General features: G+C 42.5%; 20 protein-coding genes and 1 other RNA gene. 5 read left to right on the top strand and 16 right to left on the bottom strand.

The window, feature by feature from the left end; genetic code table 11:
- Positions 1–22: 22 nt before the first annotated feature.
- Genes dolP through LP316_RS01280 form a run of 4 tightly spaced genes read right to left on the bottom strand, consistent with a single transcriptional unit; the run spans position 23 to position 3511 of the window.
- The gene (gene dolP, locus LP316_RS01295) at positions 23–592 is read right to left on the bottom strand and encodes a division/outer membrane stress-associated lipid-binding lipoprotein (RefSeq protein ID WP_193022310.1); all 570 of its coding nucleotides are present in this window, start codon (positions 590–592) and stop codon (positions 23–25) included.
- 3 nt (positions 593–595) lie between these two features.
- Positions 596–1186, bottom strand: a complete 591-nt coding sequence (locus tag LP316_RS01290; protein WP_193022309.1) for a phosphoheptose isomerase — start codon at positions 1184–1186, stop codon at positions 596–598.
- 11 nt (positions 1187–1197) lie between these two features.
- Positions 1198–1617, bottom strand: a complete 420-nt coding sequence (locus LP316_RS01285) for a YraN family protein (RefSeq protein ID WP_193022308.1) — start codon at positions 1615–1617, stop codon at positions 1198–1200.
- A gap of 4 nt (positions 1618–1621) precedes the next feature.
- Positions 1622–3511 carry a penicillin-binding protein activator gene (locus LP316_RS01280; protein ID WP_193022307.1) on the bottom strand — a complete coding sequence of 630 codons (1890 nt, stop codon included), beginning with the start codon at positions 3509–3511 and terminating at the stop codon, positions 1622–1624.
- Positions 3512–3598: 87 nt separating this feature from the next.
- Here LP316_RS01280 and rsmI point away from each other — a divergent pair, with 87 nt between their 5' ends.
- Positions 3599–4450: a 16S rRNA (cytidine(1402)-2'-O)-methyltransferase gene (gene rsmI / locus LP316_RS01275; RefSeq protein ID WP_193022306.1), complete on the top strand. Its 852-nt coding sequence runs from the start codon at positions 3599–3601 to the stop codon at positions 4448–4450.
- 313 nt (positions 4451–4763) lie between these two features.
- Here rsmI and LP316_RS01270 read toward each other — a convergent pair whose 3' ends face one another.
- From LP316_RS01270 to LP316_RS01260, 3 genes are all read right to left on the bottom strand, one after another.
- Positions 4764–5366, bottom strand: coding sequence for a DNA-binding response regulator (locus LP316_RS01270; RefSeq protein ID WP_193022305.1), 603 nt, complete (start codon positions 5364–5366; stop codon positions 4764–4766).
- A 1-nt stretch (position 5367) separates the two neighbouring features.
- Positions 5368–6453 (bottom strand): sensor histidine kinase, encoded by a 1086-nt coding sequence (locus tag LP316_RS01265; RefSeq protein ID WP_193022304.1) that lies wholly within the window; start codon positions 6451–6453, stop codon positions 5368–5370.
- A gap of 119 nt (positions 6454–6572) precedes the next feature.
- A complete protein-coding gene (locus LP316_RS01260; protein ID WP_193022303.1) occupies positions 6573–7253 on the bottom strand; it encodes a tetratricopeptide repeat protein in 681 nt (226 codons plus the stop codon).
- A 188-nt stretch (positions 7254–7441) separates the two neighbouring features.
- Here LP316_RS01260 and rnpB point away from each other — a divergent pair.
- The 3 genes from rnpB to LP316_RS01245 all read left to right on the top strand — a co-directional run bounded on the left by rnpB (position 7442) and on the right by LP316_RS01245 (position 9702).
- An RNA gene (gene rnpB / locus LP316_RS01255) (RNase P RNA component class A) lies at positions 7442–7831 on the top strand.
- Between the two features lie 1326 nt (positions 7832–9157).
- Entirely contained in the window at positions 9158–9415 is a 258-nt protein-coding gene (locus LP316_RS01250) for a type II toxin-antitoxin system Phd/YefM family antitoxin (RefSeq protein ID WP_193022302.1), read from the top strand.
- Entirely contained in the window at positions 9403–9702 is a 300-nt protein-coding gene (locus LP316_RS01245) for a type II toxin-antitoxin system RelE/ParE family toxin (RefSeq protein ID WP_193022301.1), read from the top strand. The genes LP316_RS01250 and LP316_RS01245 overlap by 13 nt, the downstream gene beginning before the upstream one ends.
- Before the next feature lie 95 nt (positions 9703–9797).
- On the opposite strand, the gene LP316_RS01240 is transcribed toward LP316_RS01245, so the two are convergent.
- The 9 genes from LP316_RS01240 to LP316_RS01200 all read right to left on the bottom strand — a co-directional run bounded on the left by LP316_RS01240 (position 9798) and on the right by LP316_RS01200 (position 21597).
- On the bottom strand, positions 9798–10775 hold the full coding sequence (locus LP316_RS01240) for a methylenetetrahydrofolate reductase (protein WP_193022300.1): 978 nt from the start codon (positions 10773–10775) through the stop codon (positions 9798–9800).
- A 221-nt stretch (positions 10776–10996) separates the two neighbouring features.
- Complete coding sequence (gene glnD, locus LP316_RS01235) at positions 10997–13576, bottom strand: [protein-PII] uridylyltransferase (RefSeq protein ID WP_193022299.1); 2580 nt, start codon at positions 13574–13576, stop codon at positions 10997–10999.
- Between the two features lies 1 nt (position 13577).
- Positions 13578–14405 carry a hypothetical protein gene (locus LP316_RS01230; RefSeq protein ID WP_193022298.1) on the bottom strand — a complete coding sequence of 276 codons (828 nt, stop codon included), beginning with the start codon at positions 14403–14405 and terminating at the stop codon, positions 13578–13580.
- Positions 14406–14673: 268 nt separating this feature from the next.
- Positions 14674–15174: a MarR family winged helix-turn-helix transcriptional regulator gene (locus tag LP316_RS01225; RefSeq protein ID WP_193022297.1), complete on the bottom strand. Its 501-nt coding sequence runs from the start codon at positions 15172–15174 to the stop codon at positions 14674–14676.
- 128 nt (positions 15175–15302) lie between these two features.
- Positions 15303–16127, bottom strand: a complete 825-nt coding sequence (locus LP316_RS01220; RefSeq protein ID WP_193022296.1) for a TIGR00730 family Rossman fold protein — start codon at positions 16125–16127, stop codon at positions 15303–15305.
- A 10-nt stretch (positions 16128–16137) separates the two neighbouring features.
- Positions 16138–17556: an MBL fold metallo-hydrolase RNA specificity domain-containing protein gene (locus LP316_RS01215; protein WP_193022295.1), complete on the bottom strand. Its 1419-nt coding sequence runs from the start codon at positions 17554–17556 to the stop codon at positions 16138–16140.
- A 23-nt stretch (positions 17557–17579) separates the two neighbouring features.
- Complete coding sequence (locus LP316_RS01210) at positions 17580–19247, bottom strand: Na/Pi cotransporter family protein (protein ID WP_193022294.1); 1668 nt, start codon at positions 19245–19247, stop codon at positions 17580–17582.
- A gap of 116 nt (positions 19248–19363) precedes the next feature.
- Positions 19364–20704 carry a dicarboxylate/amino acid:cation symporter gene (locus LP316_RS01205; RefSeq protein WP_193022293.1) on the bottom strand — a complete coding sequence of 447 codons (1341 nt, stop codon included), beginning with the start codon at positions 20702–20704 and terminating at the stop codon, positions 19364–19366.
- Positions 20705–20826: 122 nt separating this feature from the next.
- Positions 20827–21597, bottom strand: a complete 771-nt coding sequence (locus tag LP316_RS01200) for an NRDE family protein (protein WP_193022292.1) — start codon at positions 21595–21597, stop codon at positions 20827–20829.
- Between the two features lie 419 nt (positions 21598–22016).
- Between LP316_RS01200 and LP316_RS01195 the strand changes: the two genes are divergently transcribed.
- Positions 22017–24095: a M13 family metallopeptidase gene (locus tag LP316_RS01195; protein WP_193022291.1), complete on the top strand. Its 2079-nt coding sequence runs from the start codon at positions 22017–22019 to the stop codon at positions 24093–24095.
- The last annotated feature ends 76 nt before the right edge of the window (positions 24096–24171 follow it).

Here is a 24171-nt window from a genome sequence, read left to right as displayed (position 1 = left end):
CTTAAGCAAAGCAGGGTAATTATTACAAATACTCAAACGCTTTAAAAACGCGATTCACACCGCTGACATTGCGTGCAATCTCGACGGCAATATCAGCTTGTTCTTGATGGATTAGCCCCATTAAAAATACTTCGCCATTTTCAGTAACGACTTTCACTTTTGTCGCATCGATATTTTTGTCTGAGAATATGTTCGTTTTTACTTTGGACGTTAGCCATGCATCGTTTGATCGTGTGGTCATGGAAATTTCGTTACCAATACGCAACTGATTATATACTTGCTTGACGCCAGTGATGTTATTTATCGTTTTAATAGCTAAGTCGCGTACGTACTCATTTTTCGCTTGGCCAACCACTAAAATACGGCCATTGACGCTAACGACTTTAATCCGACTGCCATTACTTAACGCGTCTTGTTTTGAAATCTCGCTCATGGCTTTGATTTCGATATTTTGATCGTCAATTTGTTGGCCAACAGTTCGGTTGTCTTTGGCAACCATGACACCGCCCACTACACCTGCCACCGTAGCGGCAACACAGCCTTGTAGTAGTGTTAATAATGTACATACAATAATAAGTTGGTTGTATTTCATAGCTTAGTTGTCACCTTGAGGAAAAAGTGTCGTATCAATAATTTCGCATAGACAGTGGATCACCAGTAAATGAACTTCTTGAATACGGGCAGTACGTGACGAAGGCACGCGAATTTCTACATCATTTTCACCTAATAACCCGGCGATATCACCACCATCGTTCCCCGTTAAGGCTATAATTGGCATATCTCGTGCCACCGCAGCCTCAATCGCCTTGATAACATTGCGTGAGTTACCGCTGGTCGAGATAGCTAAAAGTACATCACCTTTTGCACCGAGAGCGCGTACTTGTTTTGAAAAGATCTCGTCATAGCTGTAATCATTGGCAATTGAGGTTAACGTTGAGTTATCAGTGGTTAAGGCAATTGCTGGTAGGCTTGGTCGATCAATTTCAAACCGGTTTAATAGCGTTGAACTAAAGTGCTGGGCATCACCTGCGCTGCCACCGTTACCGCAAGATAAAATCTTGTTACCGGCAAGTAAACTTTGCACGAGAATCATACCTGCTTGCTCAATTGAGCCAGCGATCGCTTCACTTGCCGCAATTTTCGTTTGAATGCTTTCGGTAAAGTTACTATTAATAAGGTCTTGCATCAAAGACTCCGTTAAAAGGCATTTTTCAGCCATGTAATTTCTGGATGTGCGGCAGAACCTTGGATCGCCACGACATCAAATCTGCAGCTGGTATTATATTCATTTAGTTTTGCTTGTTGCATGTAAAATTGTGCTGTTTTTACTATTTTTTGCTGTTTTTGTGTGGGAATAGCATGAATGGCACCACCATAAGCATTTGATTTTCTGTACTTAACCTCGACAAAAATGAGAGTGTCTTGAGTTTGGAAAATCAAATCTATTTCACCAAATTTACTACTAAAATTTTGTTTAACTAGTGTTAAACCATGAGCTTTAAGGTGATTTATCGCAACAGCTTCCATTTCTTGGCCAATTGAGCGCGTGGTCTGACTTATCTCTTGTGCCGAGGATTTCGTTTTTAGCCAGTGTTTTAACGCGCTTTTAATTGCCATGGTGTTAGTTGAGTTGAGCTAGTTGCTTGACTTGGCTACGACTATATTGGCCCCATAACAGTGAGCGAGTGAGCACATTTGACTCGTTGAGTTTGAGGACACCTGTTTGACCAAAATGACGCACATAAGGTCGAGCTTTAAACGCTTCTAACTTATTGACCAACTCGATAGCGTCATAACCCATGGCGAAAATGCGTTGGAGTGAATCACTTCTATTCGGCCATAAATTGTGAGCTTGTTTAGCTAGTGGGGTATTTTGTTGCTCGGAGCTTAGTAACCAAGGCATTTCGGTAAACGTCATACCATTTAAATCAACTAATGCACTGTCATCGTGATTTAAACTATGGCTTCTAGAGCTTGCATATACGGGAATAACATCTGCAAAGGTGGCGATATTGACGTCAATATAAGGTTTGATCAAGCGCGTTTGTTGATTATTGCCGACAATGTAAATCATATCGATATCACGGCGATTGCGCTCTTCTATTTTTAGAATTTGATCTAATCGAACGCGTAAATCTTTTATTCTGCGTTCGCTATCATCTACGCCAAGGCTTTGCTTCAATTGATTTTGCATATCCTTTCCTTGGCTGTAGGTCATGGTTTCAATGGGTGAATCAGTAATTGACAACCATTGATTGGCAAAGGTTTGCGCAATGCGCTGACTGACAGGGTCGTTATGACTTAGCAATAAAGGTTTGCGGTAATGTTTGTCACTTAACTGAGCGGCGGCTTGAACCGCTTCATCTTCTGGACGCATTGAAATTGCGATTTGATTGTCTTTGAGGGCCGTTTGGGTCGGCAGATTCAATAACAATGTCGGCAAGGGGATGTTTTGTGCTAAAAACTGTTCTACATGCTCTTTCAGTAGCGGGCCTATCACGCGTGATGCGTTTATCTTGATTAGCGTATCGTTTAAGGTTGTAAAGTCGAGTTGGTTGGCGTCGATAAAGTTAAGCACCAAATCGGTATTATTTTGGTAAGCCGCTAGAATACCTTGCTGCGCAACTTGCCCCGCTCTTGCTTGCTTACCTGTCAACGGTAAAATAATCGCGATGACCTTTTGTTCAGGCGCTATCGACGGTTGTTGATTTAACTGCTCAAGTGTTATTTCTTCAAGTAGCTGGTTGACAATCACGTTAGCAGGGTGGGTTGGATTTTGTTTTTGCCAATTGCTCAGTTTGTTATTAAATACTTGATTATTATGGCCGTATTCATTGGCAAGTTTTGCCAGTTTTAACCAAGGCGTTACCATTGGCGCACGCTTTTGCTGCAATTGTTGTTGTTGCCATTGGGTCAGTAAAACAAAGTCCTGCCAAAGTGCTGTAATGTCTTGATCAGTTGCTTGTTGATTATAAGTAAAGGCGCGAAGTTTGGCGTCAAGCCCAAGCACTAATTGACTCGTTCTTTCTGCGTGCATAACCAATAATTGATAATATGCGAGGTCGTGTGGCAATTTATTTTCAGTGACTATCTCGTTGGCTTCATCGAGCATTGGTTTAAGGTTGGTCTCGGGCACAAGTATATCTGTAGCTTGAGCTTTGATCAGGGTAACGCGATATTGTTGTTCACTTGTCAGCTCTGTTTTATTTTGCTCAAGTTGCTTGGCTAACCAAAGTGCATTATTCGGCTTTTCCTCGCTTAAATAGCTCTGAGCCGCATTAATTAATAAGTAACTTGTTTGGTCAGGATTGGTGGCCAGAGACTGCTCTGCCATTGTTAAATAGTATTGCGCATCTTCTACGATTTCTTTTGGCTTTACTTCCTCTTTTGGTACGCTTTTGGGTTGTTCGGGCGCTTTTTTAGGCGCGGAAGAACAACTTGCAATAGTGACAGCAACCAGTGTGGCGAGTATAAGCTGACGATTTTTTGAAAAAAAGCAATTGAAATGCACGAGTTATATATCCGTATTTACAGTAGTCGGTTTATAATAAACGCCAACGCAGGTAGTCACAACTTTTGTGGCGAGGAAGAAGGTATTATGTCACAAAATTTTGTTGAAGCAGGTCAGTTATACATTGTAGCGACGCCAATTGGTAATTTAGCCGATATTACAGAGCGCGCAATTGGCGTGTTATCTCAAGTGGATTTGATTGCCTGTGAAGACACTCGCCACACCCAGCGATTACTCAATCATTTAGCGATAAGCAACAAAACGATTTCATTACATGATCACAATGAGAGACAACGCCAAGACTACTTTTTAGAGTTACTGCGTTCTGGTCAGTCAATTGCCTTGGTGTCGGATGCCGGTACGCCACTTATCAGTGATCCTGGTTTTCATATCGTTAGCTTTTTGCGTGAGCATGATATTGTTATTGTTCCTGTACCAGGCGCGTGTGCGGCTATTAGCGCATTAAGTGTCGCGGGTTTACCTACCGATCGTTTTACATTTGAAGGTTTTTTACCATCAAAATCTGGCGCTCGCCAAAAAATACTCGCTGAATTAGCAGATGAAAGCCGCACTATGGTGTTTTATGACGCACCAAGGCGAGCCATTGATACCGTTGCCGATATTGTCGAAGTGCTCGGTGGCGATCGTCATGTGGTTATGGCTCGTGAATTAACCAAAACCTTTGAAACGGTTTATAGCGATAGTGCCGAAAACTTGCATCAATGGCTTAGTGAAGATCCAAACCAGCTCAAAGGTGAAATGGTGTTGATGATCGCTGGTAAACCGAAAAACACCACGGGTATTTCTCCTGAAATCACGAAAGCATTAGAAATTTTGTTAGAAGAGCTACCACCGAAAAAAGCGTGTGCCGTAGCTGCTAAAATTTATGGGGTTAAAAAGAATACCTTGTATGACTTTGCGCTTTCGTTAAAGCGGTAAGGTGGTGAGGCGATAAGTAAGGCTGTATGGCGATAAGGCGGTAAGAGAAAATCGTCTTTCCCGTGGTGTTTTTGTCGGGAATCTCATTTTTAACAGCTGTTTGTAGCTATAAGGCTAAAAGGCTGTAAGGCGGTAATAGAAAATCGTCTTTCCCGTGGTGTTTTTGTCGGGAATCTCATTTTAAAGAGCTGTTTGTAACTATAAGGCTAAAAGGCTGTAAGGCGGTAAGAGAAAATCGTCTTTCCGTGTTGGTTTTGGTTGGAAATTGCGTTTTATAAGCTGTTTGCAAATAGAAGGCTCACAGGCGCTACACTTAGAGCCAGCCCTTTTGCTTAGCAATACGGGCAGCATCAACCCGGTTACTTGCATTTAATTTAGCAATACATTCAGATAAATAGTTTCTTACAGTACCTTCCGATAAAAACAATTTTGCCGCAATTTCGCCGGTTTTTAACCCTTCACTGGCAAGGCGCAGAGCTTTGCGCTCTTTGTCGTTTAGTGGATCAGCATCATCAAGTGCACTAATAGCGAGCTCGGGATCGATCACTTTTCGGCCATTGAACACTTGGTTGACGGTATGAATAAGCTCATCTGAAGGTGCTTCTTTTAAGATAAAGCCTTTAACCCCAGCTTGCATGGCACGTTTGATATAGCCAACTTTACTAAACGTTGTCATTATCACGGTTTTAATATTAGGGTGATGTTGAGCAATAAATTCAGCGAGCTCAATCCCTGTCATTTCTGGCATTTCAATATCTGTCAGGACGATATCGACGGGCTCAGCGGCTAAAATTTTCTTGGCTTGCTGGCCATGCTCTGCTTCCGCCACCACATCAATATTATCTTCTAACGACAACAGTGCGGAAATTGCGCCTCTAACCATAGCTTGGTCTTCAACCACCAGTACTTTGATCATGTCATTGTTCCTTAATTACGATAGTGACGCGAAAACCATCGTTTGTTGTTATTTGGGGTTCAGTGTGAAGTTGTTGGCAGCGCTCGTACACGCCGGTCAGGCCATTACCTGCCTGATAGTGAACGTTATTACCATTGTCAAAAATCGTTAACGTGATGATATCCGTTTGCTTGATGACTATTTCTACTTCATCACCTTGGCTGTGGCGCAAGATATTCGTAATTAACTCAGTTGTAATGAGGGTTAATTGCGACTCCATTTGCGGTGAAAGTTGTTTGATTTGGATATCATCTTTAACGGTAAAGCCCTGCGATTCTAGCTCTTTCTTTAGCTTGGTTACTTGGCCTTGGAGATTAACTTGCTTCAAGCCTGATACTGCATGGCGAATCTCAGCTAAGGTAGTTCTTGAAAGCTCGGCAACTTCATTGATTTGGATTTTAGCCTGTTCAGTATTTTGTTTGGCCATTAATTTTTCTGCTAGTTCCGCTTTTAATGCAATTGACGAGAGCGAATGACCAACGAGATCATGCAAATCTCTTGCAATTCGCTCGCGCTCAGCGATAGTGGCGAGTTGTTCGATTTGTTGCTGGCTTTTTTGTTCCTTTTGATTGTGAATGCGATCACGGCGCTCTGCTTGACCGAAGAAATATAAGCCTACTGAAACAATAATGGCAGGCGCAAGAAAATAAACGTCGGTAAAGTTGAACAATTGTGCAGCGAAAAATATTGCTGCTAGGATAGTGAGTAGACCTAAGATCCCTTTGTTGAAGGCGTAGTAAAAGCCAGTAAAAAAAGCGGCATAACCAAACAGCGCTTGCGTGCCTGGGGTGATATAAGTACCAAATGTTGAAAGGAGAACAATTGCGATAATGGGTTTTAATGCCTGGTCACCTCGCGTGCAAGTTGCCGTTTTGTAACAATAAACAAAAATTCCATAGATAATAAAAACACCAATCAGTCGTAAGGGAGTAAAGGCCTCAAAATTAAAAATGAGTGGCAGAAAATAAAAAATAGAAAAAGCTAAAGGTCCCCAAATCCAGTATGGCTTTCTATCATCTGCCAGTGCAATATTAAATTGATTGTTCATGCTTTCTCCTTAGTATTTAATACGTTACTTTGATTTGAGCGATTTGCAAGCGTCAGGTTGTATTTTACGTTTATGGATACTGAAGCCGCTTGTGCGGCTTCAGCTTAATGGCGAAATTTCTATTGGTTTTGTTTAATCAACATTTTCGCCCAACCGTAGCTCGGTGCTATCTCAAGGGCGTGTTGCCAGTCATTTATCGCCTGCTGCTGATTGTTTTGCGCTAGATGGGTTAATCCTCGCCAAACATACGCTTCGGCTTCACCCCACTGATTTTCACTGCTATCAGAAGAAAAAAGCTTAATTGCTTTATCGAGTGATGATAGTGCCGCGGTTTTACTACCACCAAACATAGCGGGTGTATTGTATTCACCGACGCCTTTTACGAGGTAGGTGCGAGGGCTGTTTGGGGCAAGCTCACAGGCTTTTGCTAATGCATGACCAGATTTAGGCCCATAAAGTGCACCTTTCATTGGCTCATAACTCACTTTTAGTCCGTAAATTTGCGCAAGCAGCGCCCATGCTTCGCCATCATTGGGTTGCTGCTCGACATGTGATTCCATAACAGACATCGCTTTGTCGAGTGAGGCTATCGCGTTTTCAGTATCTGCCGTTATATTTTGTGCTATCGCTAAGCGATAGAGTGCCAAACCCTGGTCGTAGCTTTCATTTTGCTCAGTTAAAGCAACGAGTTGCTTGGTATTAAGTTGCATTGAAGCCAGCTCAATCGCGTCGATTTGTGATTGGTTAGCTAATGCTGAAGTTGAGGTAATCAATAAACCTACTAGTAATAACTTTTTCATTGGATAGTTCCTTGTCGTTGTGTTGTTTACGGATTTCATTGTTACTCACACGGCGAGGTTTGATGAGAGACGAATGTCATCAATGTGATATGACAAATGTCATCTGTTGGATCCTGACTTGATTGCTTTATTCTAGGTTGTTGGTTTAAGCGATAGCGTATTGCGCGGCGATCAGTTACAATGAGCGCCGAGTTGGTCAGACAATCGCTGCTTTATCGTTGTATTTGAGTAATCAAGTAGACAGGTAAAGGGGAGGAAAGTCCGGGCTCCATAGAGCAGAGTGCCAGATAACGTCTGGGGGGCGAAAGCCTACGACAAGTGCAGCAGAGAGAAGACCGCCTAAGTACTTCGGTACCGGTAAGGGTGAAAGGGTGCGGTAAGAGCGCACCGGGCCACTGGTAACAGTTGGTTGCAAGGTAAACTCCACTCGGAGCAAGACCAAATAGGGTTTCGTATGGCGTGGCTCGCGTTGAAACCGGGTAGGTTGCTTGAGCCTTAGAGTGATTTAAGGCCTAGACGAATGATTGTCCCTTTTCTTAGGAAAAGTACAGAACCCGGCTTATCGACCAACTCAACACATTCACAAAGCCTCGGCATTTTTGCTGGGGCTTTTTTCATCTGGTGATGAGGTAATTGATCACGAGTAACAGTTGGTTGCAAGGGTGCTAAAACCTCAGGCACTCGGAGCAAGACCAAATAGGGGTTGTTATTGCGATATTGGCGCGTGGCTCGCGTTGAAACCGGGTAGGTTGCTTGAGCCTTAGAGTGATTTAAGGCCTAGACGAATGATTGTCCCTTTTCTTAGGAAAAGTACAGAACCCGGCTTATCGACCAACTCAACACATTCACAAAGCCTCGGCATTTTTGCTGGGGCTTTTTTCATCTGGTGATGAGGTAATTGATCACGAGTAACAGTTGGTTGCAAGGGTGCTAAAACCTCAGGCACTCGGAGCAAGACCAAATAGGGGTTGTTATTGCGATATTGGCGCGTGGCTCGCGTTGAAACCGGGTAGGTTGCTTGAGCCTTAGAGTGATTTAAGGCCTAGACGAATGATTGTCCCTTTTCTTAGGAAAAGTACAGAACCCGGCTTATCGACCAACTCAACACATTCACAAAGCCTCGGCATTTTTGCCGGGGCTTTTTTCATATGGTGATGAGGTAATTGATCACGAGTAACAGTTGGTTGCAAGGGTGCGAAAACCTCAGGCACTCGGAGCAAGACCAAATAGGGTTTGTTATTGCGATATTGGCGCGTGGCTCGCGTTGAAACCGGGTAGGTTGCTTGAGCCTTAGAGTGATTTAAGGCCTAGACGAATGATTGTCCCTTTTTTATTTACTTCGGTAAGTGGAAAAGTACAGAACCCGGCTTATCGACCAACTCAACACATTCACAAAGTCTCGGCATTTTTGCCGGGGCTTTTTTCATCTGGTGATGAGGTAATTGATCACGAGTAACAGTTGGTTGCAAGGGTGCGAAAACCTCAGGCACTCGGAGCAAGACCAAATAGGGTTTGTTATTGCTATATTGGCGCGTGGCTCGCGTTGAAACCGGGTAGGTTGCTTGAGCCTTAGAGTGATTTAAGGCCTAGACGAATGATTGTCCCTTTTCTTAGGAAAAGTACAGAACCCGGCTTATCGACTAACTCAACACATTCACAAAGCCTCGGCATTTTTGCCGGGGCTTTTTTCATCTGGTGATGAGGTAATTGATCACCAGACTCAGTGGGTTGCAAGGGTGCTAAAACCTCTGGCACTCGGAGCAAGACCAATAGGGTTTGTTATTGCCATATTGGCCCGTGGCTCGCGTTGAAACCGAGTAGGTTGCTTGAGCTTGATTAAGAAATTAGACCAACTTAACATCAAGTGCTACTATAGTGATACTTTTCTATTGTTGGATTTTATTATGCGAGTTGAACTTGTTACCACACTAAAACGACAAGCGACTAAAATTTTAGCAGAGCTACATGAATCTAAAGAGCCTGTTTTAATTACCGAGCACGGCCAGCCATCAGCTTACTTGGTTGATGTTAAAGATTATGAGTTTATGCAGCAGCGTATGACTATTCTTGAGGAGATTGCTAAAGGTGAAAAAGCGATAAATGAAGGCAAGGTCTTTTCACATAGCCAAGCGAAAGAGAAGATGTCTAAGTGGCTGAAATAATTTGGACAGAGCCTGCGCTAAACAATGTTAATGACATTGCCGAATATATTGCGCTCCACAATGAGCAAGCAGCTAAAGCCTTAGTTCAAAAAGTATTTACTAAAGTTGATAGGTTAAGTGAGCACCCTAACTCGGGTAAAGTGCCTGCTGAACTGCAAGGGTTTTCGTTTAGAGAAGTTGTGGTGCCGCCATGTCGAATATTTTACAAAATAGAAAATGATACGATCTTTATTTTATATGTTATGCGACAAGAGCAAGAATTTCGTAAATTCATGATAAACAAATAAAGTTGTTGGAGTTGCTGAGGTGACTTATCGACCAACTCAACACATTCTTAAGCCCTGATCGCAGTGTCGGGGCTTTTTATATAATAACCAAAGAGTTAACTTCGGCTCAGTGTGAGCAATTCGTTTTTAGCTAAGTAGTTATCCATCATCGAGCGCAATAATTTGTAGAGTAATATCGAGCCATCAATTTCCTCTTTGCGGTTGGTTAAACTTTCTATGTTTAAACCCAGTGGCAGGTTGTAGGGGATAACCGCGTCTAAGATTTGTTGTAAGCTGTTGCTGCAGATGCGAATCGATTCGTAAAGCGGTTTGTCGGCGTTTAAAATGCGCAAGCTAGTAGCCTCGGGCACACTAACGCCTAACCATTCGATAAACGCTAAGGTTTTTTCACTACCGCAAGGTGAAAAGGTTAAAATGATTCGTTGAGGTTTTAAGCCTAAGTTTTTACATTCGATCGCGTAACGAGTGAGCTGATCTATGGTCGCTTGCGGGTTGTAGATCGCCTGAGAGATGAAAAAATTACAACCTTGTTGGTATTTTTCAATTAATCGTTGATGCTCGTTGCCTTTGCTCGCATGACGCTCGGCAATTGTCACACCGCCTGTAAAAAACTCGTGGCTACTTTCTTTAACCGCTTTGTATGCATCTTCTAATGATAAAGATACTCGGTTTTTGTGTGACGGGCTGCCAACGAGTACTAAGTCACGAACGTTATAGTCGCGCCATGCTTCGTCAGCCCATTGTTGAATATCTTCAACTGACGATTGACCAACGCTTTTATAGGTAATGACTGGACGCGTTGATTTCTGATTAAGTAAAGATGCATACAATCGAGGATCATGGGTACTTTTGAATGGGAATGGTCTTGGCGCATTTGTTCTTGAGCCTTCATCTTGAATGTCATAAACGATAAAACCATCAACGTCGATATCACTAACCCTTTCGAGTAGCTTCTGGGCTATAGTGTCTACTTGATCTACCGGCGTGTCGCTTTTTGGAGGCGTAGTCCCAATAAAATATACACCGCGGTTGTTGTCGTTATATCGAGCTTTGAGCTCTGAGCCGTTATTCAAAGTCACACCTTTTACAGATTTCTTTTTGCTGGTTGGCAGTATAGGTGTTTAGACGTCTAAAATAAAGTGTAAAAAGAGAATAATTAATAACGCGATAGCGATGTGCTAGTGATTACATGCACTCGGCAAGGTGATTAAGACATTGTTATTGAGAACTCGAAGTAAGCTGCAGACCCTGATATTTTTGTCAAAGCCTGCAGTTTTATAGGTTGTGGGAGTGATTAAGCTATTTTATTTAATAACATTTCAACTAACTCATGTTGTTCTTGTTTGGTCATCCCATCTTTACTTGGTGTCGATATCGAAAAAACATTTTCAGCGCTTTCACCCAACGTACTGATCCGTGCCGAGTGAACCGTTAGCTGCTTTTTGCGAAAGACTTCACAAATTTTTTCGATGAATAATGGGTTATTCAAGGCATTCACTTTTAGTAAGGCGCGGTTTTTCTTGTGGCTCGGCAAAAAGCTAATATCAGGCGTATTATCGAAGTTACCGACATGCCTAGGTTGCTTGGGCTTGTGATTAATATTGTTATCTTCTAATACTTGCTCAATGCGATTAAGTACTTGGTGCTCTCGCTCATTATCGGTGATTGGCTCGTTATTGTGATCGAGAATTTTGATTACCTCGAGCACATTACCATTTTTGGTTTTGTATAATTGCGCCTCTTTTACTCTGATTTTGAGCGCCGATAGATTATTAAATAAATCGACGAATAACATGTTTCTATCTTGCGAGTATACGAGTAAGTTGTTGCACTCTAAATTGGGGTTTTCCATCAGGGAAACGATATGTTGGTGTTGCTTATTAACCAATATTTGATGGCTAAAATCGATAATCTCTTGCACCTGATTCGAACTGAAAAACGTTGAAGGAATATTCGACCACAGCTCGTTAATATCGCTTTCTGTAAAACCACAACTGATCAATTGGCTGGTTGCTTCGGCTTTGTTTTCTCTAATGACCACGCGCTGCTCAAAGATATTCTCAACGCCATTTTTCAGGGCTTCTCGCAATGAAAAATAGAGCTCATTGAGTAAGCTTTCTTGCCACTCGTTCCAACTTTGATCGTTTGTTGCCATTAAATCGGCGACGGTAAAGCAATACAGGGCATTTAATTTGGTTTCAGTGCCGATGCGTTTGGCAATTGTTTGAATAACTTCGGGCTCATTAATATCGCGTGTTTGAGCGGTGCTGGTTAATAAATTTTGATGGGTGACAAGCCAATAAATCAACTCTACTTCTGAGTTTTTTAAGCCGTGAAGTAGGGCAAATTCTTTCGCATGTAATGCACTAAAATCATTAGCTTCGTGAGTTTGCTTACCACTTAAATCGTGGCACAGACCTGCAATGGCGAGAATATGTTTAAATTTATTCTTATTGAATACACTGGCAGCGAGTTTGTTGGTTTGGCCTTTATCACTAAAGCTATCGAGGTGTTGCAGCAACTTAAAGGCGTGCTCGTCAACAGTGTAGGCGTTGTGCATATCAAACTGCATTTGCCCCTCAATGGCTTTCCATTCAGGAAAGTACGAGGCGAGTACTCCGTAGCGATGCATTAAGCTAAAGGCGTGTTTTAAGCCATTGTCAGCACGTAAAATAGTTAAGAACTCTTTTCTACAAGCTTGATAATCTTGTAATTCACCTAACAGGCTGCGGCGAGTCTGCCTTAACAACCGCAAAGTTTCTGGGGCAATATGAATGGTCTCTTGGTGTTCGGCAATGAGTCTAAATAATTTTAATACATTGGCTTTGTTGAAAAATACTTCGTCGTATTTCGCTTGTATCATGTTGTTGCGAACAACGAAGTGCTCATCTAGGTTTTGCTCTTCAATCGTTGGTTGAGTATCGGCAAAAATGGTTCGTTCGATCATGCTGAGCATCATTTGATTAAGTTCGCGAATTCTTGTCATCGCTCTGAACAATTGACGCATCATTTTTTCAACGGCAAGTTGTGCGTTTTCGCCGTGACCAAAGCCCATAAACTTGGCGACATCGGCTTGATGTTCAAACAATAGGTCTTCACTAGCTCGTTTAGCGACAACGTGCAGTGCCCAACGAACGCGGCAAACAAATTGATATGCTTCCATCAATTCTTGATATTCATCTGGTGTTAAAAAGCCAAGTGTACGAAGAGATTTAGCATCGTCCACATGAAAGTGCTTGCGAGCAATCCAAATGATGGTTTGCACATCACGCATACCACCGGGGTTGTTTTTCATATTAGGCTCTAAGTAGAGCGCTGTATTTTTTGCTTTGTTATGACGACTTTGTTGCTCAGAAACTTTATCGTGAAAAAACTGTTTACTCGTTGAAATGTCGTTAGCATAGAGTCGCTCTAAAATATTTTGCGCATGTGATGACTTGCCACAAAGTGTTGTGATATCCAGCAGATTAGTCGCTATTGTGACATCCTGAGCCGCAGCCTTGATATTCTCTTGCTCTGTTCTCACGGCATACCCAATATCGACACCGAGATCCCATAGTTTAGTTAAAAAGCTAGAGAGTGCGTGCTCCTGCTCGATGGTCAACGGTTTATCAGATAAAATACAAATATCGATGTCAGACCTTGGGTGGAGTGTTTGACGGCCAAAACCACCAACTGCATTTAATGATAAATCTTGGTATTTGGTTAAATCGAAAGCCTGCCAAAGTGCAATTAATATTTGGCTAAATAGCTCAGCTCGTTGGCGCTGAAGGTCGTCAATTTTGGTATCAAAAAACTCATCGTTGTGCTGATATTCGCATTGTTGGATGTACGATTTAACTGCTTTGGTGTCTAAAATATGCGGTAATGTCATTTTAAAGCCTCTTAAACCATGTGTTTAAGTGACTGAGCTGGCCCTGAAATGTCGACTCGTTTTTTAGCGTCCCGCCAAATTCGAAATCGGCATCTGCAAACCCTTTGTTGACTGCTAAGCTGTTGGCTGAAACTATGGTGAAGATAGTTTCACAGCCATGCTCTTTGTAGTGCAATTCAATAAACGGCAGTAGAGATTTTAGTACAACACAAGGATCTGTCTTTAGATCAACCGTAAAATCCAATAACTCTACTGCTTTGTCGTGTTGATGAAAGAGTGTATTGACACGAGCAATGGCTTGTTCACCAATAAACCCATTAAAGGTGTCAACTTGATCATTGCTAACGCATTTTATTTGGCCGGAAAACGTTTCTACAGGTGTACTCAATACCGATGATTGATCGCTACTTGCTTGAGCGACAACAACAATGGGTTGCTCGTTGGTATTGTTTTGCGAGTGTGTATTAGTCTGTGGCGATAGTGCTTTGTCTAATATTTCAGCCTGTGGCGCTGACAGCGCATTAGGGGCTGGGTCAAAGTAATAGGCAAGATATATAGCGTCTTGTAAACCGTAATAGGCAAGTATTGATGCTTCAATTTTAAAGCCGTGTTGAAAGAAATAAATGGCTTGGCTGTCGGGAGCTTTTACGGTGAGTTTTTTAAACCCTTGCTGCTTGGCCAGTTGCTTTATCGACGGGACAAAAGAGGACAGACTCGCTGAGCCCATACTATCAAACCTCAGTGTCTTGGTGTTGCGATCTTCGACAAAAACCGCGCCAACTTCATTGCTGAGTTGCTCTAATTGTTTACAAATAACATCCTCCTTCATATTTTTGTAAAATGCTTAGAGGTCTAACTATAACAAATGGTGTTTAAATGATCAAAAGCTAAGTTTTGAGTTATTTTTCTTGCTTCTTAAGGGGCTGTAGCTACTTTACTTCTTATTTTAATTACAGTTGAAACTAGTTGAGTTGTAATTAATTTTGTTGGTTTTTGGGAGGTGGTAGCGGCTAGGCACGAAAGAAGAGGCAATCAAGGGGCAGTAATAAATATGCTAGAGAGAGTGTTCTCAAGTGAATTGCTGATTTGTTTTTGGGCTAATCTGTGCCTTGATCGTTGTGCTCAGTACTTTTTTGCATCGACTCTATTTCTAAAACGGGCGCTGCATCGAGCTCTGTAGCATCCATCATTGATGCAATGCGTTGCATTGATGACAGTAAGAGTGATTGTTCCCACTGCGCTAAACTACAAAAGTTTTGAATAAAGTGCTCTTGTAGCGGTTGTGGAGCATCAATTAATGCAGCGCGCCCCTGTTCGGTAAGAAATAAACCGACTCGGCGCTTGTCTTGATCGTTTCGTACGCGAGCGATTAGCGCTCTGTTTTCTAGCCGATCTAGAATATTGGTGACGGTCGCTGCGCTTAAGTTAATTTGCTTAGCTATTTGACTAGCTGTTACACCTTTAACACGTGCGATTTCTTGCATAATAAGTAGCTGAGGCCCCGTTAAGCCAGAGGATTTGTTTAGCTGTTTTGAGTGGAGATCAATAGCGCGAATAACTTTGCGAATGGATACTAAAAGTTCTTCGTATTTTTCCACAGTGGCCTCATATTAATTTTAAAATTGGCGATAATAAGTCGCCAGTTTAACATATCGGTGTTAAAGGTCATGCCCATAGTTAGGTGATTTAGTCGTTTAGGCTCGTCAAACGGCGACTTTACTAGCGGCTAGTGCTGCTCCCGCCAGTGCTGATCGAGTAATCCATAGGCTTCTTCAGCGGTTTCAGCCCAACTAATGAGCTTTGCATCTTCTGGGCAAATAGCGCCTTGTTCGACTAAAAAATCAAAGTTTATCAGGTTTTGCCAGTAGCTTTTATTGATTAAAATTACCGGTACAGGTTTGATTTTTTTGGTTTGGATCAGGGTCAAGGTTTCAAATAACTCATCTAACGTGCCGAAACCACCGGGGAAGGCGACTAAACCACATGCGCGTTTAAGAAAATGCATTTTTCTCATGGCAAAGTAGTGAAACTGAAAACACAACTCAGGTGTGATGTAGGGGTTGGGTTGTTGCTCTTTCGGTAATACGATATTTAAGCCAACACTTTTACCGCCAACATCTGTTGCCCCTCTATTTGCCGCTTCCATGATCCCCGGGCCACCACCGGTCACGATGACATATTCTTGACCTTTGTGCTCAAGTGATAGCTCAGTGATACGCTGAGCGAGCGTGCGTGCTATTGGGTAGTAACGAGAGTTTTCTAAGCACTTTGCTTGTTTGCTAGGATCTGATTCATGACACTTTTCGGGATCTGAAAACCGTGCGCCCCCGAAGATGACAACAGTAGAGTGAATATCGTGCTCTTGTAAAATCATATCTGGCTTAAGCCATTCGAGCTGTAGCCTGACTGCTCTTAATTCATCGCGCAGTAAAAAGTCATCATCGGCGTAGGCTAATGAATAAGACGAATGGGTCAGCTGATTGAGTTTTGCTTCTTGTAAGTCGTCGTGCGCACTTGGAAAAATTGACTTCTTATTGTTGTTTTTATTCATTTATCTCGTTCTAAAAGGTAATGGTTTGATCGAAAGTTGGGATTGTCGCTTGCCAACCTCTACTTTTCACTTGTTCAAGTAAGCTTTGTTTGGCTGCTTCTTCGCCGTGAACTAAAAATAACTTGGCTGTTTTATCACTAAAATGTGACAGCCAGTCAAGTAACTGTGATTGGCTAGCGTGGGCAGAAAATCCCCCCAAGGTATGAATTTGCGCTTTTACGGCAATATTTTCACCAGCGAGTTTAATGTTTTGAATACCATCAACAATTGATCGTCCAGGGGTGCCAATTGCTTGGTAACCGACAAAGATAACATGAGCTTGTTTTTGCCATAAGTTGTGTTTCAAGTGGTGTCTGATTCGTCCGCCGTTACACATACCGCTACCCGCAATGATAATCGCACCACTTTTTATTTTATTGAGTAACATCGATTCTTCAGTGGTTGTTGAATATCGCAGGATTGGTAAAAAGGTATGCAAGCTCTTTTTGTGCCAAGCAGCTGTTGAGTTACTTTGGTTAATCGCACTTTTATCTTCAACGTTAAAGACATCCTGATAGCGGTGATATATCTCTGTTACTGCAATTGCCATAGGGCTATCTAGGTAAATAGCCTGTTGTTTGAGTTTGCCTTGTTGGTAAAGTTCGCCTAGGCGAAAAATAATTTCTTGAGTTCTGCCAACAGCAAACGATGGAATGAGAATGTTGCCGCCATTTTCTGAGGCTTGTTCAATAACCTGCTCAAACTCTGTGAGGGTGTCGTCGATTGATTTGTGCTCTCGATCGCCATAAGTCGATTCTAAAAGCACGATATCGGCGCGTTCAACAATATCGGGGTCGCGCAACAAAGCCGCCTGAGAGTTACCCAGGTCACCTGAAAAAACGAGTGTTTTTTGCTTACCGTGTTCGCTTATCGTGATTTCTAAAATAGAGGAGCCGAGAATATGGCCAGCTTCTAGAAATTTCACACACACTTCTGGTGTTACTTTGAGTGTTTGGTGGTAGTTAATTCCTTCGCATTGGTAGAGTGTTTCTTCAACATCATCTTCGGTATAAATAGGTTCAAGTAGCTTTTTACCAGCACGCTTACGGCGCTTATTTTCCCACTCGACATCTCGCTCTTGCAATGACGCTGCATCTTTTAATAATACCGCAATTAGCTCAAGCGTTGGCGAAGTCATATAGATTGGGCCACCATAACCTTGTTTAGTCAGGACCGGCAGACGACCTGAATGATCAAGGTGGGCGTGAGATACGATGACGGCATCAATATCTTGAGGTGAATAAGGAAATGGCTCGTGGTTTTTGGCTTCTTCTTCTCGACGGCCTTGGAATAAGCCGCAATCGAGCACGATTTTACTGTTGCCAACCTCAAGTAAATAATTAGAGCCGGTAACGCCCTCAATAGCGCCATAAAACGTTAAACTAGCCATGTTTAATCCTCACCTCGTTGAAGTTATTCTGCATCAATAATCGTTGCTTGTTCTTGTTCTTCTGTTTGATTTTCTTTTTCAATATCCGTTTCAAGTGAATGAAGACGAACAAACGCTTTACACCAATTTTCTGCCAACATTAAATTTTCTGCGATACAATCTATTGCGCTCGACATCTGTTCTACATTAATTTGCGCTTTTGTTGCACCACTGATCAACTCAGCTTTAAGGGCGTTATGTTGAATTTGCAAGCCCTCAAATTGGTGGTTTAAGTCAGGTAATTCTTCATCGCTTTCACCCCTTGCCAGTATCATAAAATTGTCGGTGTTGTGAAAAAACTCGAGTAATTGATCTTCAAAATGAGCACTCATCAGGTTTTGTCGGTTGTCGAGTTTATTGCTCAAATGCTCTACTGATTTGGTACAGGTAATCAAGTAATGCTCTATCCGTAGTAGGGTGGCAAGTGCCGTTGAAGTTTTATCTTGCAAGGCTGAGCCCTCAACCCTAACAATAAAATTAGATACCTCTTTAGACAATGCTTGAATAACATGTAGTTGTTCAGTCGCTTGTTTAACTGGGATTTTCCGTTTGGGAATAACGTTGTTATAGAGGGCGATGATTTTGTCTGAAATTGACAACAGCTCAAGCAGTATCGCGTTAACAGCGAGCACTGGTGTTTGCGCTACCGTATTGTCGATATATTTTGGATGCGATGCTTTTTCCTCCCAAGTTCGAAAGCGTTTTTCTAAAAATCCTGCGATTCGATTGTTGTGTGGATAAACAATCAAGACCCCCAAGATATTGAATAAAGTATGGAAAATAGCTAATGAAATAGCAGGGTTTGCCGTGATCTCTAATAAAGTGGTTATTTCGTCGATTAGCCAAAACAACACAGGTAAAAGGATTAGCGCCACAATCGCGGTAACTAAGTTGAAGATTGTTTGAGCGGCGGCTACTCGTTTAGCGTTAGATGTTGCACCAATGGTCGCCAGTAGCGCGGTTGATGTTGTGCCGATATTGGCGCCAATAACCATTGCGCCAGCCGCGTACATACCCACCATCTCACTTGTCGCTGCGGTAATCGTCAGGGCTATTGCAGCACTCGATGATTGGGTTAGGATTGTCATGACTGCACCGACAAGTACAAAGGTCAAAATACCCCCGACGCCCTCCGCTTTGAACTGACTTATATCGAATGTCTCAACAACGCCTTCAAAGGCGAGTTTTAAGATATCAATACCGATAAAGAACAAGCCAAAACCGACCAGAGCCATACCAGCATAGGCTAAACGGGTATTGGGCTTAACCATTTTTATCAACATACCAATACCAATAAGCGGTAGGGCAAATGTTTGGATATTGAATTTAAATCCGACGATTGCAACTAACCAGCCCGTCATTGTTGTACCGACATTGGCACCATAAACAATGCCGAGTGCTTGGCGCATCGTCATTAAACCGGCGTTAACGAAACCCAACGAGGCTACGGTAACCGCGCTTGATGATTGGACGATAGCAGTCATCAAGTAACCCGCCATTATCCCGCGCATTGGCGTTTTACTCCATGTCGCTAATATTGATCTTAGCGCTGGGCCCGCAGCCAACTTGAGGCCATCAGTCATTAAACTTATTGCTAATAAGAAGAGCCCTAAGCCACCCAAAATGGTGCCGATGAGTTGTAATGTTTCCACTTAAATCCCTATGCTTTTTTACTCGTATTTATGCTGAACTGATATGATAAGTATGGCACTTGTTTGGCTCTCTGGTAGCTACACCATAAAAGAATGTGTAACAAGAAAATAATCCATTAGACTTCGGCTACTTGATTTTCGGGCAACGCATCTTTATTCACATACTGAACAACACCACAGGTGACCACATCACCAAGCACGTTGACCGACGTTCGACACATATCTAAAATCCGATCCACGCCTAAGATAAGCGCAATTCCTGCTGCCGGTATACCTACGCCCTCTAAAACCATACTCAAAATTATGATACCCGCGCCAGGCGTAGCAGGTGAGCCGACTGATGCAGCAACAGCCATAGTAACAATAAAAACATAGCTAGCTAGACTCAAATCCACGTTAAAAACTTGCGCTAAAAATACCGTCGCAACGCCTTGGTAAAGCGCGGTCCCTGTCATGTTAATAGTGGCCCCAAGCGGAATTAAAAATCGAGCGATATCTGGCCTTATTTTTAACTTATCTTCAACCACTTGTAACGACACTGGCATAATGGCGGCAGAGCTACTCGTTGAAAAAGCTAACAAAAGCAATTCGCGGACATGTTGGAAGAACGAATAGAACGGCATCTTTAAGGTCATTTTAGCAACCAAGAAATAGAGCGCAGAGATTAACAGTAGGCCTAAAATAACCGTAAGTACATAGATCAGCATACTCATCAATACTTCGACACCAAGGTTAGCAACGAGCCGAGTTATCAAGCCAAAAACAGCCAGAGGAGCTAGTTGCATTGCCCAAGAGACAATGCGTAAGCTAATTTCTTGCAATGCGCCCAATAAATCATACAACGGCTTTGCTTGGGCCGCTGAAATCGACAGCATCGCTATGCCGAGCAATGCAGAGAATAATATGACTTGCAACATCTCGCCTGATGCCATTGATGCGAGTGGATTTTTGGGAATTAATGCCGATAATTTATTGGGCAGCTCTGAAATGCCGGGAAACCCTTGGATGTTATTCGCAACTGGCGCTGTAGCAGAGGCAGAAGCGACTAAATCGGTGGCATCTACATAGTTTCCGGGCTGAATATAAAGGGCTAGCACAATACCAATCGCGGCAGCGATTGCAGTAGAGACAAAAATAAAGGCAACCGCGATAATCCCATTTTGTCGCAAAGCAACGGGGTTATTATTAGCGGCTAAACCGCGCACAATCGAGGCGATAACTAAAGGAACAACGATCATTTGAATGACCGCAAGAAATACTTGCCCAGGTAGGGCTAACCAAGCAGTGATCACCTGAGCGGTTTCACTTGATACTAAGCCTAAATCCGGCCCTAACAAAATGCCCGCTAATACGCCGAGAGCCAATGCAATTAACACTTTGAGCCAAAGTCGCCCGTTAATAAAACGTTCGAGTTGACCTGAAAGATTCTTGAGTGAACGACTTAACGAAAGCGTCATATGTTGCCAAGTTTACAAGATATTAATAAGTTAACTACACTACGCTCGATAATGATTTTTGTCATTTAAAATCCATTCAAAACTTGATGTAAAGCAGGTTTTAGCACTTAACGTCTGTCCTTTTAGCTATTGTTAATGTCAATCTGCCAGTTAAACGTTAGGCTGTTTAGGCACTCGCCAGTTGGTGAAAATGTTCTTTCAGATACGGCTATGTGGCCTTGACGAGACAAAGTATAAACACAAGAAGAACGCGTTCCATATTCTTTACCGATGATCATAATAGAACTGAGCGTGCGCTCCCACTCAAGCCCGATGCCCGTTTCTGGTAGCAGTTCGTCAGGGGCTTGTTGTTGATCTGTTAATAGGTCGAATAAGGCTTGATGGTTTATTTCCTGATGCTGATTGACATACGCTTCTAATGCTTGTTCACCACGTGCCATTTTAGGCCATTTATCATCTAACGAACCATTACAAATACTGTGAAATCCTTGGCTTAAAGGAGTGAATTGTTTTTTGCTGCTGTCGAAGCAGATGAGGTTTTGATGATTGCCAAATAACAGGTTAAAACCTTGGTAGGCATTTGAATGTTTGATTAAATGCGCTTTAACCTCTTGCTCGGTTTTTTCTAGTGCGAGTAATGGTAATTCCCCTCGACTTTTAAACTCGCCCGTTTTGAGCGGGAGTTCGCGAAAGTTGGTCAGTGCAGATAGGAAACCATTGGCTCTAATGGCCAACCAAGTGCCATCTGCTTGCAAGTCTTTACCGGCGAGTAATTCTCGCTCTTGCCACCAACTCATCGCTTGCGTAGGCCGCGTGTGAAACTCATCGCGATTAGCGGCAATGATCAATGGATAGTTTGGATGCGAATTTACCGCGATAAATAAAATACACATAAATCTCAATTGTCGAGTTTTTATCTAGTTAACCTAAACTCTGGATAAGAACTTAGCTAATCTATTGAAAGTAACAACTTACGACCACTGTTAACACTTCTAGCGAGGGATTTTTTCTTAGTACTAGACAAATTTGTTTGGAATAGCCAGCTATTGCACACAAATTTAACGACGTAATAAGGAAAAATAACCGCTAGAAAGCAATTTGTTATCCAGAGTTTAGGTTAGTTATACGTGAGAATACCAGCAACATCTACCACCGATCTGAGTTATCAAGGCTCGTTAAATGTTAATTATATGTAAAGTTTTGTGGACTTTATTACTAGTTTAATCTGAGTAAGTTATTGCTATTTTGGCTGAGCTTCGATAAAACAACGAGTTAAACATTCGTTTGACGACACCTAAATAGGATAATAAATATGAAAAAGTCATTGATTGCTGTGGCACTGGGTACAGCATTGTTAGCAGGTTGTGGCGAAAAACAAGCACAAGCGCCTGAGGTTGCACAGCAAAAACAAACGACAGCATCTAGCGCGGGCAAAGCAGAATTAGGTAGCTTCGGCGTCGACCTAGCCGCGCGTAATTTAGCCATCAAGCCTGGCGATGATTTTTTTATGTACGCCAGCGGTACTTGGTATGACAACTTTGAAATGCCTGCCGACAAAACGCGTTATGGCGCTTTTACTGCTTTAGCTGAGCGCAGTGAAAAGCAAGTCAAAGAAATTATTGATGATATTACTAGTCGTAAAGATTTAAACGCTGAAGAGAAAATGGTTGCTGATTTCTATCATGCTTATATGGATGTAGAAACTATCAACAAAAAGGGGATTAGCCCAATTCAACCAACCCTAGATGAAATTTCAGCGGCAAAATCAGTCAGTGATTTAACTAAAATTTTTGGTCAGGCTTGGCTTACCGGTGTATCTTCACCGTTAAGCGGGGGTATGTGGTTTAACCGCCTTGATCCTAACAAATATGAAATGTCGTTAGGTGCCAGTGGCTTAGGTTTACCGGATCGTTCATATTACCTTGAGCAAAGTGAGCGCTTTGAAAAAACACGTGCCGCGTACGTAGCTCATATTGCCGAGATGTTGGCATTTGCCGGTATTGAAAATGGTGCCGACAGAGCACAAGCTATTTTAGCATTAGAAACAAAAATTGCCGAAGGCCATTGGCCACGTGAAAAGCGTCGTGACCGCGATTTAACCTTGAACCAAATCAAACGTAGTGATTTAGCGAGTCAATATCCTGGCTTTGATTGGGATTTATATTTCGAACAAACTGGCTACCAAGTTCCTCAGTTAAACATGTCACAACCTGAGCCAATCAAAGCGATGATTTCGCTTATTAACAGTGAAGATATCAATGTCTGGAAAGACTACTTAACCTATCACGCTATCAGCGGTAATGCCGGTTTACTTTCAGAAGATATCTTCAATACTAATTTTGCCTTTTACGGCACAGAGTTAAGTGGCCAGCAAGAGCCTCGTCCACGCTGGAAGCGCGCTATTTCACAAATGTCTGGTACACAATCGTTAGGGTTTGCAATCGGTAAAGTGTATGTTGAACGTTACTTCCCTGAGTCGTCAAAGGTACAAATGGCTGAGCTTGTTGAGAACTTGCGCAAAGCGTTAGGTGAGCGAATTGACGGTTTAGACTGGATGGGTGAAGAAACGAAAGTGAACGCCCGTGCAAAACTCGCCGCGTTTAACCCTAAAATAGGTTACCCAGATGTTTGGCAAGAGTTTGATGGTTTAACAATTAACAAGAGTGATTTAGTCGGTAACGTCAAAAATATGCGTGAGTTTTTCCGCGCAGATAGCGTTGCTAAAGAGTTACAAAAAACCGATCGCAACCGCTGGGGTATGACACCGCAACGAGTAAACGCCTACTACAATTCGTCGTTTAACGAGATCGTTTTCCCTGCTGCGATTTTACAACCACCGTTTTTCGATCCAAATGCTGATGCCGCAGTAAATTACGGCGCTATTGGTGCGGTTATTGGTCATGAAATGGGCCACGGCTTTGACGATCAAGGCTCTAAATCTGATGCCAATGGTATTCAGCGCAACTGGTGGACAGATGAAGACCGCGCAGCGTTTGAAGCTAAAGCTGATATGTTAGCTGATCAGTACAGCAAATATGAGCCGATCCCAGATAACTTTGTTAATGGTCGCAATAGTTTAGGTGAGAACATTGGTGATGTTGGTGGTTTGGCGATGGCCTATCATGCATACAAACTTAGCTTAAACGGCAAAGAAGCGCCGGTAATTGATGGTGTGACTGGCGACCAACGCTTCTTCTTGGCTTGGGCGCAAGTTTGGAAAGAAAAGCGCACCGAGCAAAGCATGCTCAATCAATTGCGAGCAGGTACTCACGCGCCGGGTCAATTCCGCGCATTAGCACCGCGCAACCACGATGCTTGGTACAAAGCGTTTGATGTTCAACCAGGCGATGCGCTTTATTTACCAGAAGATCAGCGCGTCCGTATTTGGTAGACACTCGAAATTGACCAATAAAAAACGGCCGTTTAGGCCGTTTTTTATTGGTTCAGGAAAGATTTGAGTTTAACAA

This window comes from Thalassotalea sp. LPB0316 (genome assembly GCF_014898095.1).
In the GTDB taxonomy this organism is placed as follows: Bacteria; Pseudomonadota; Gammaproteobacteria; order Enterobacterales; family Alteromonadaceae; genus Thalassotalea_G.
This window is presented reverse-complemented; position numbering and strand designations above follow the sequence as displayed.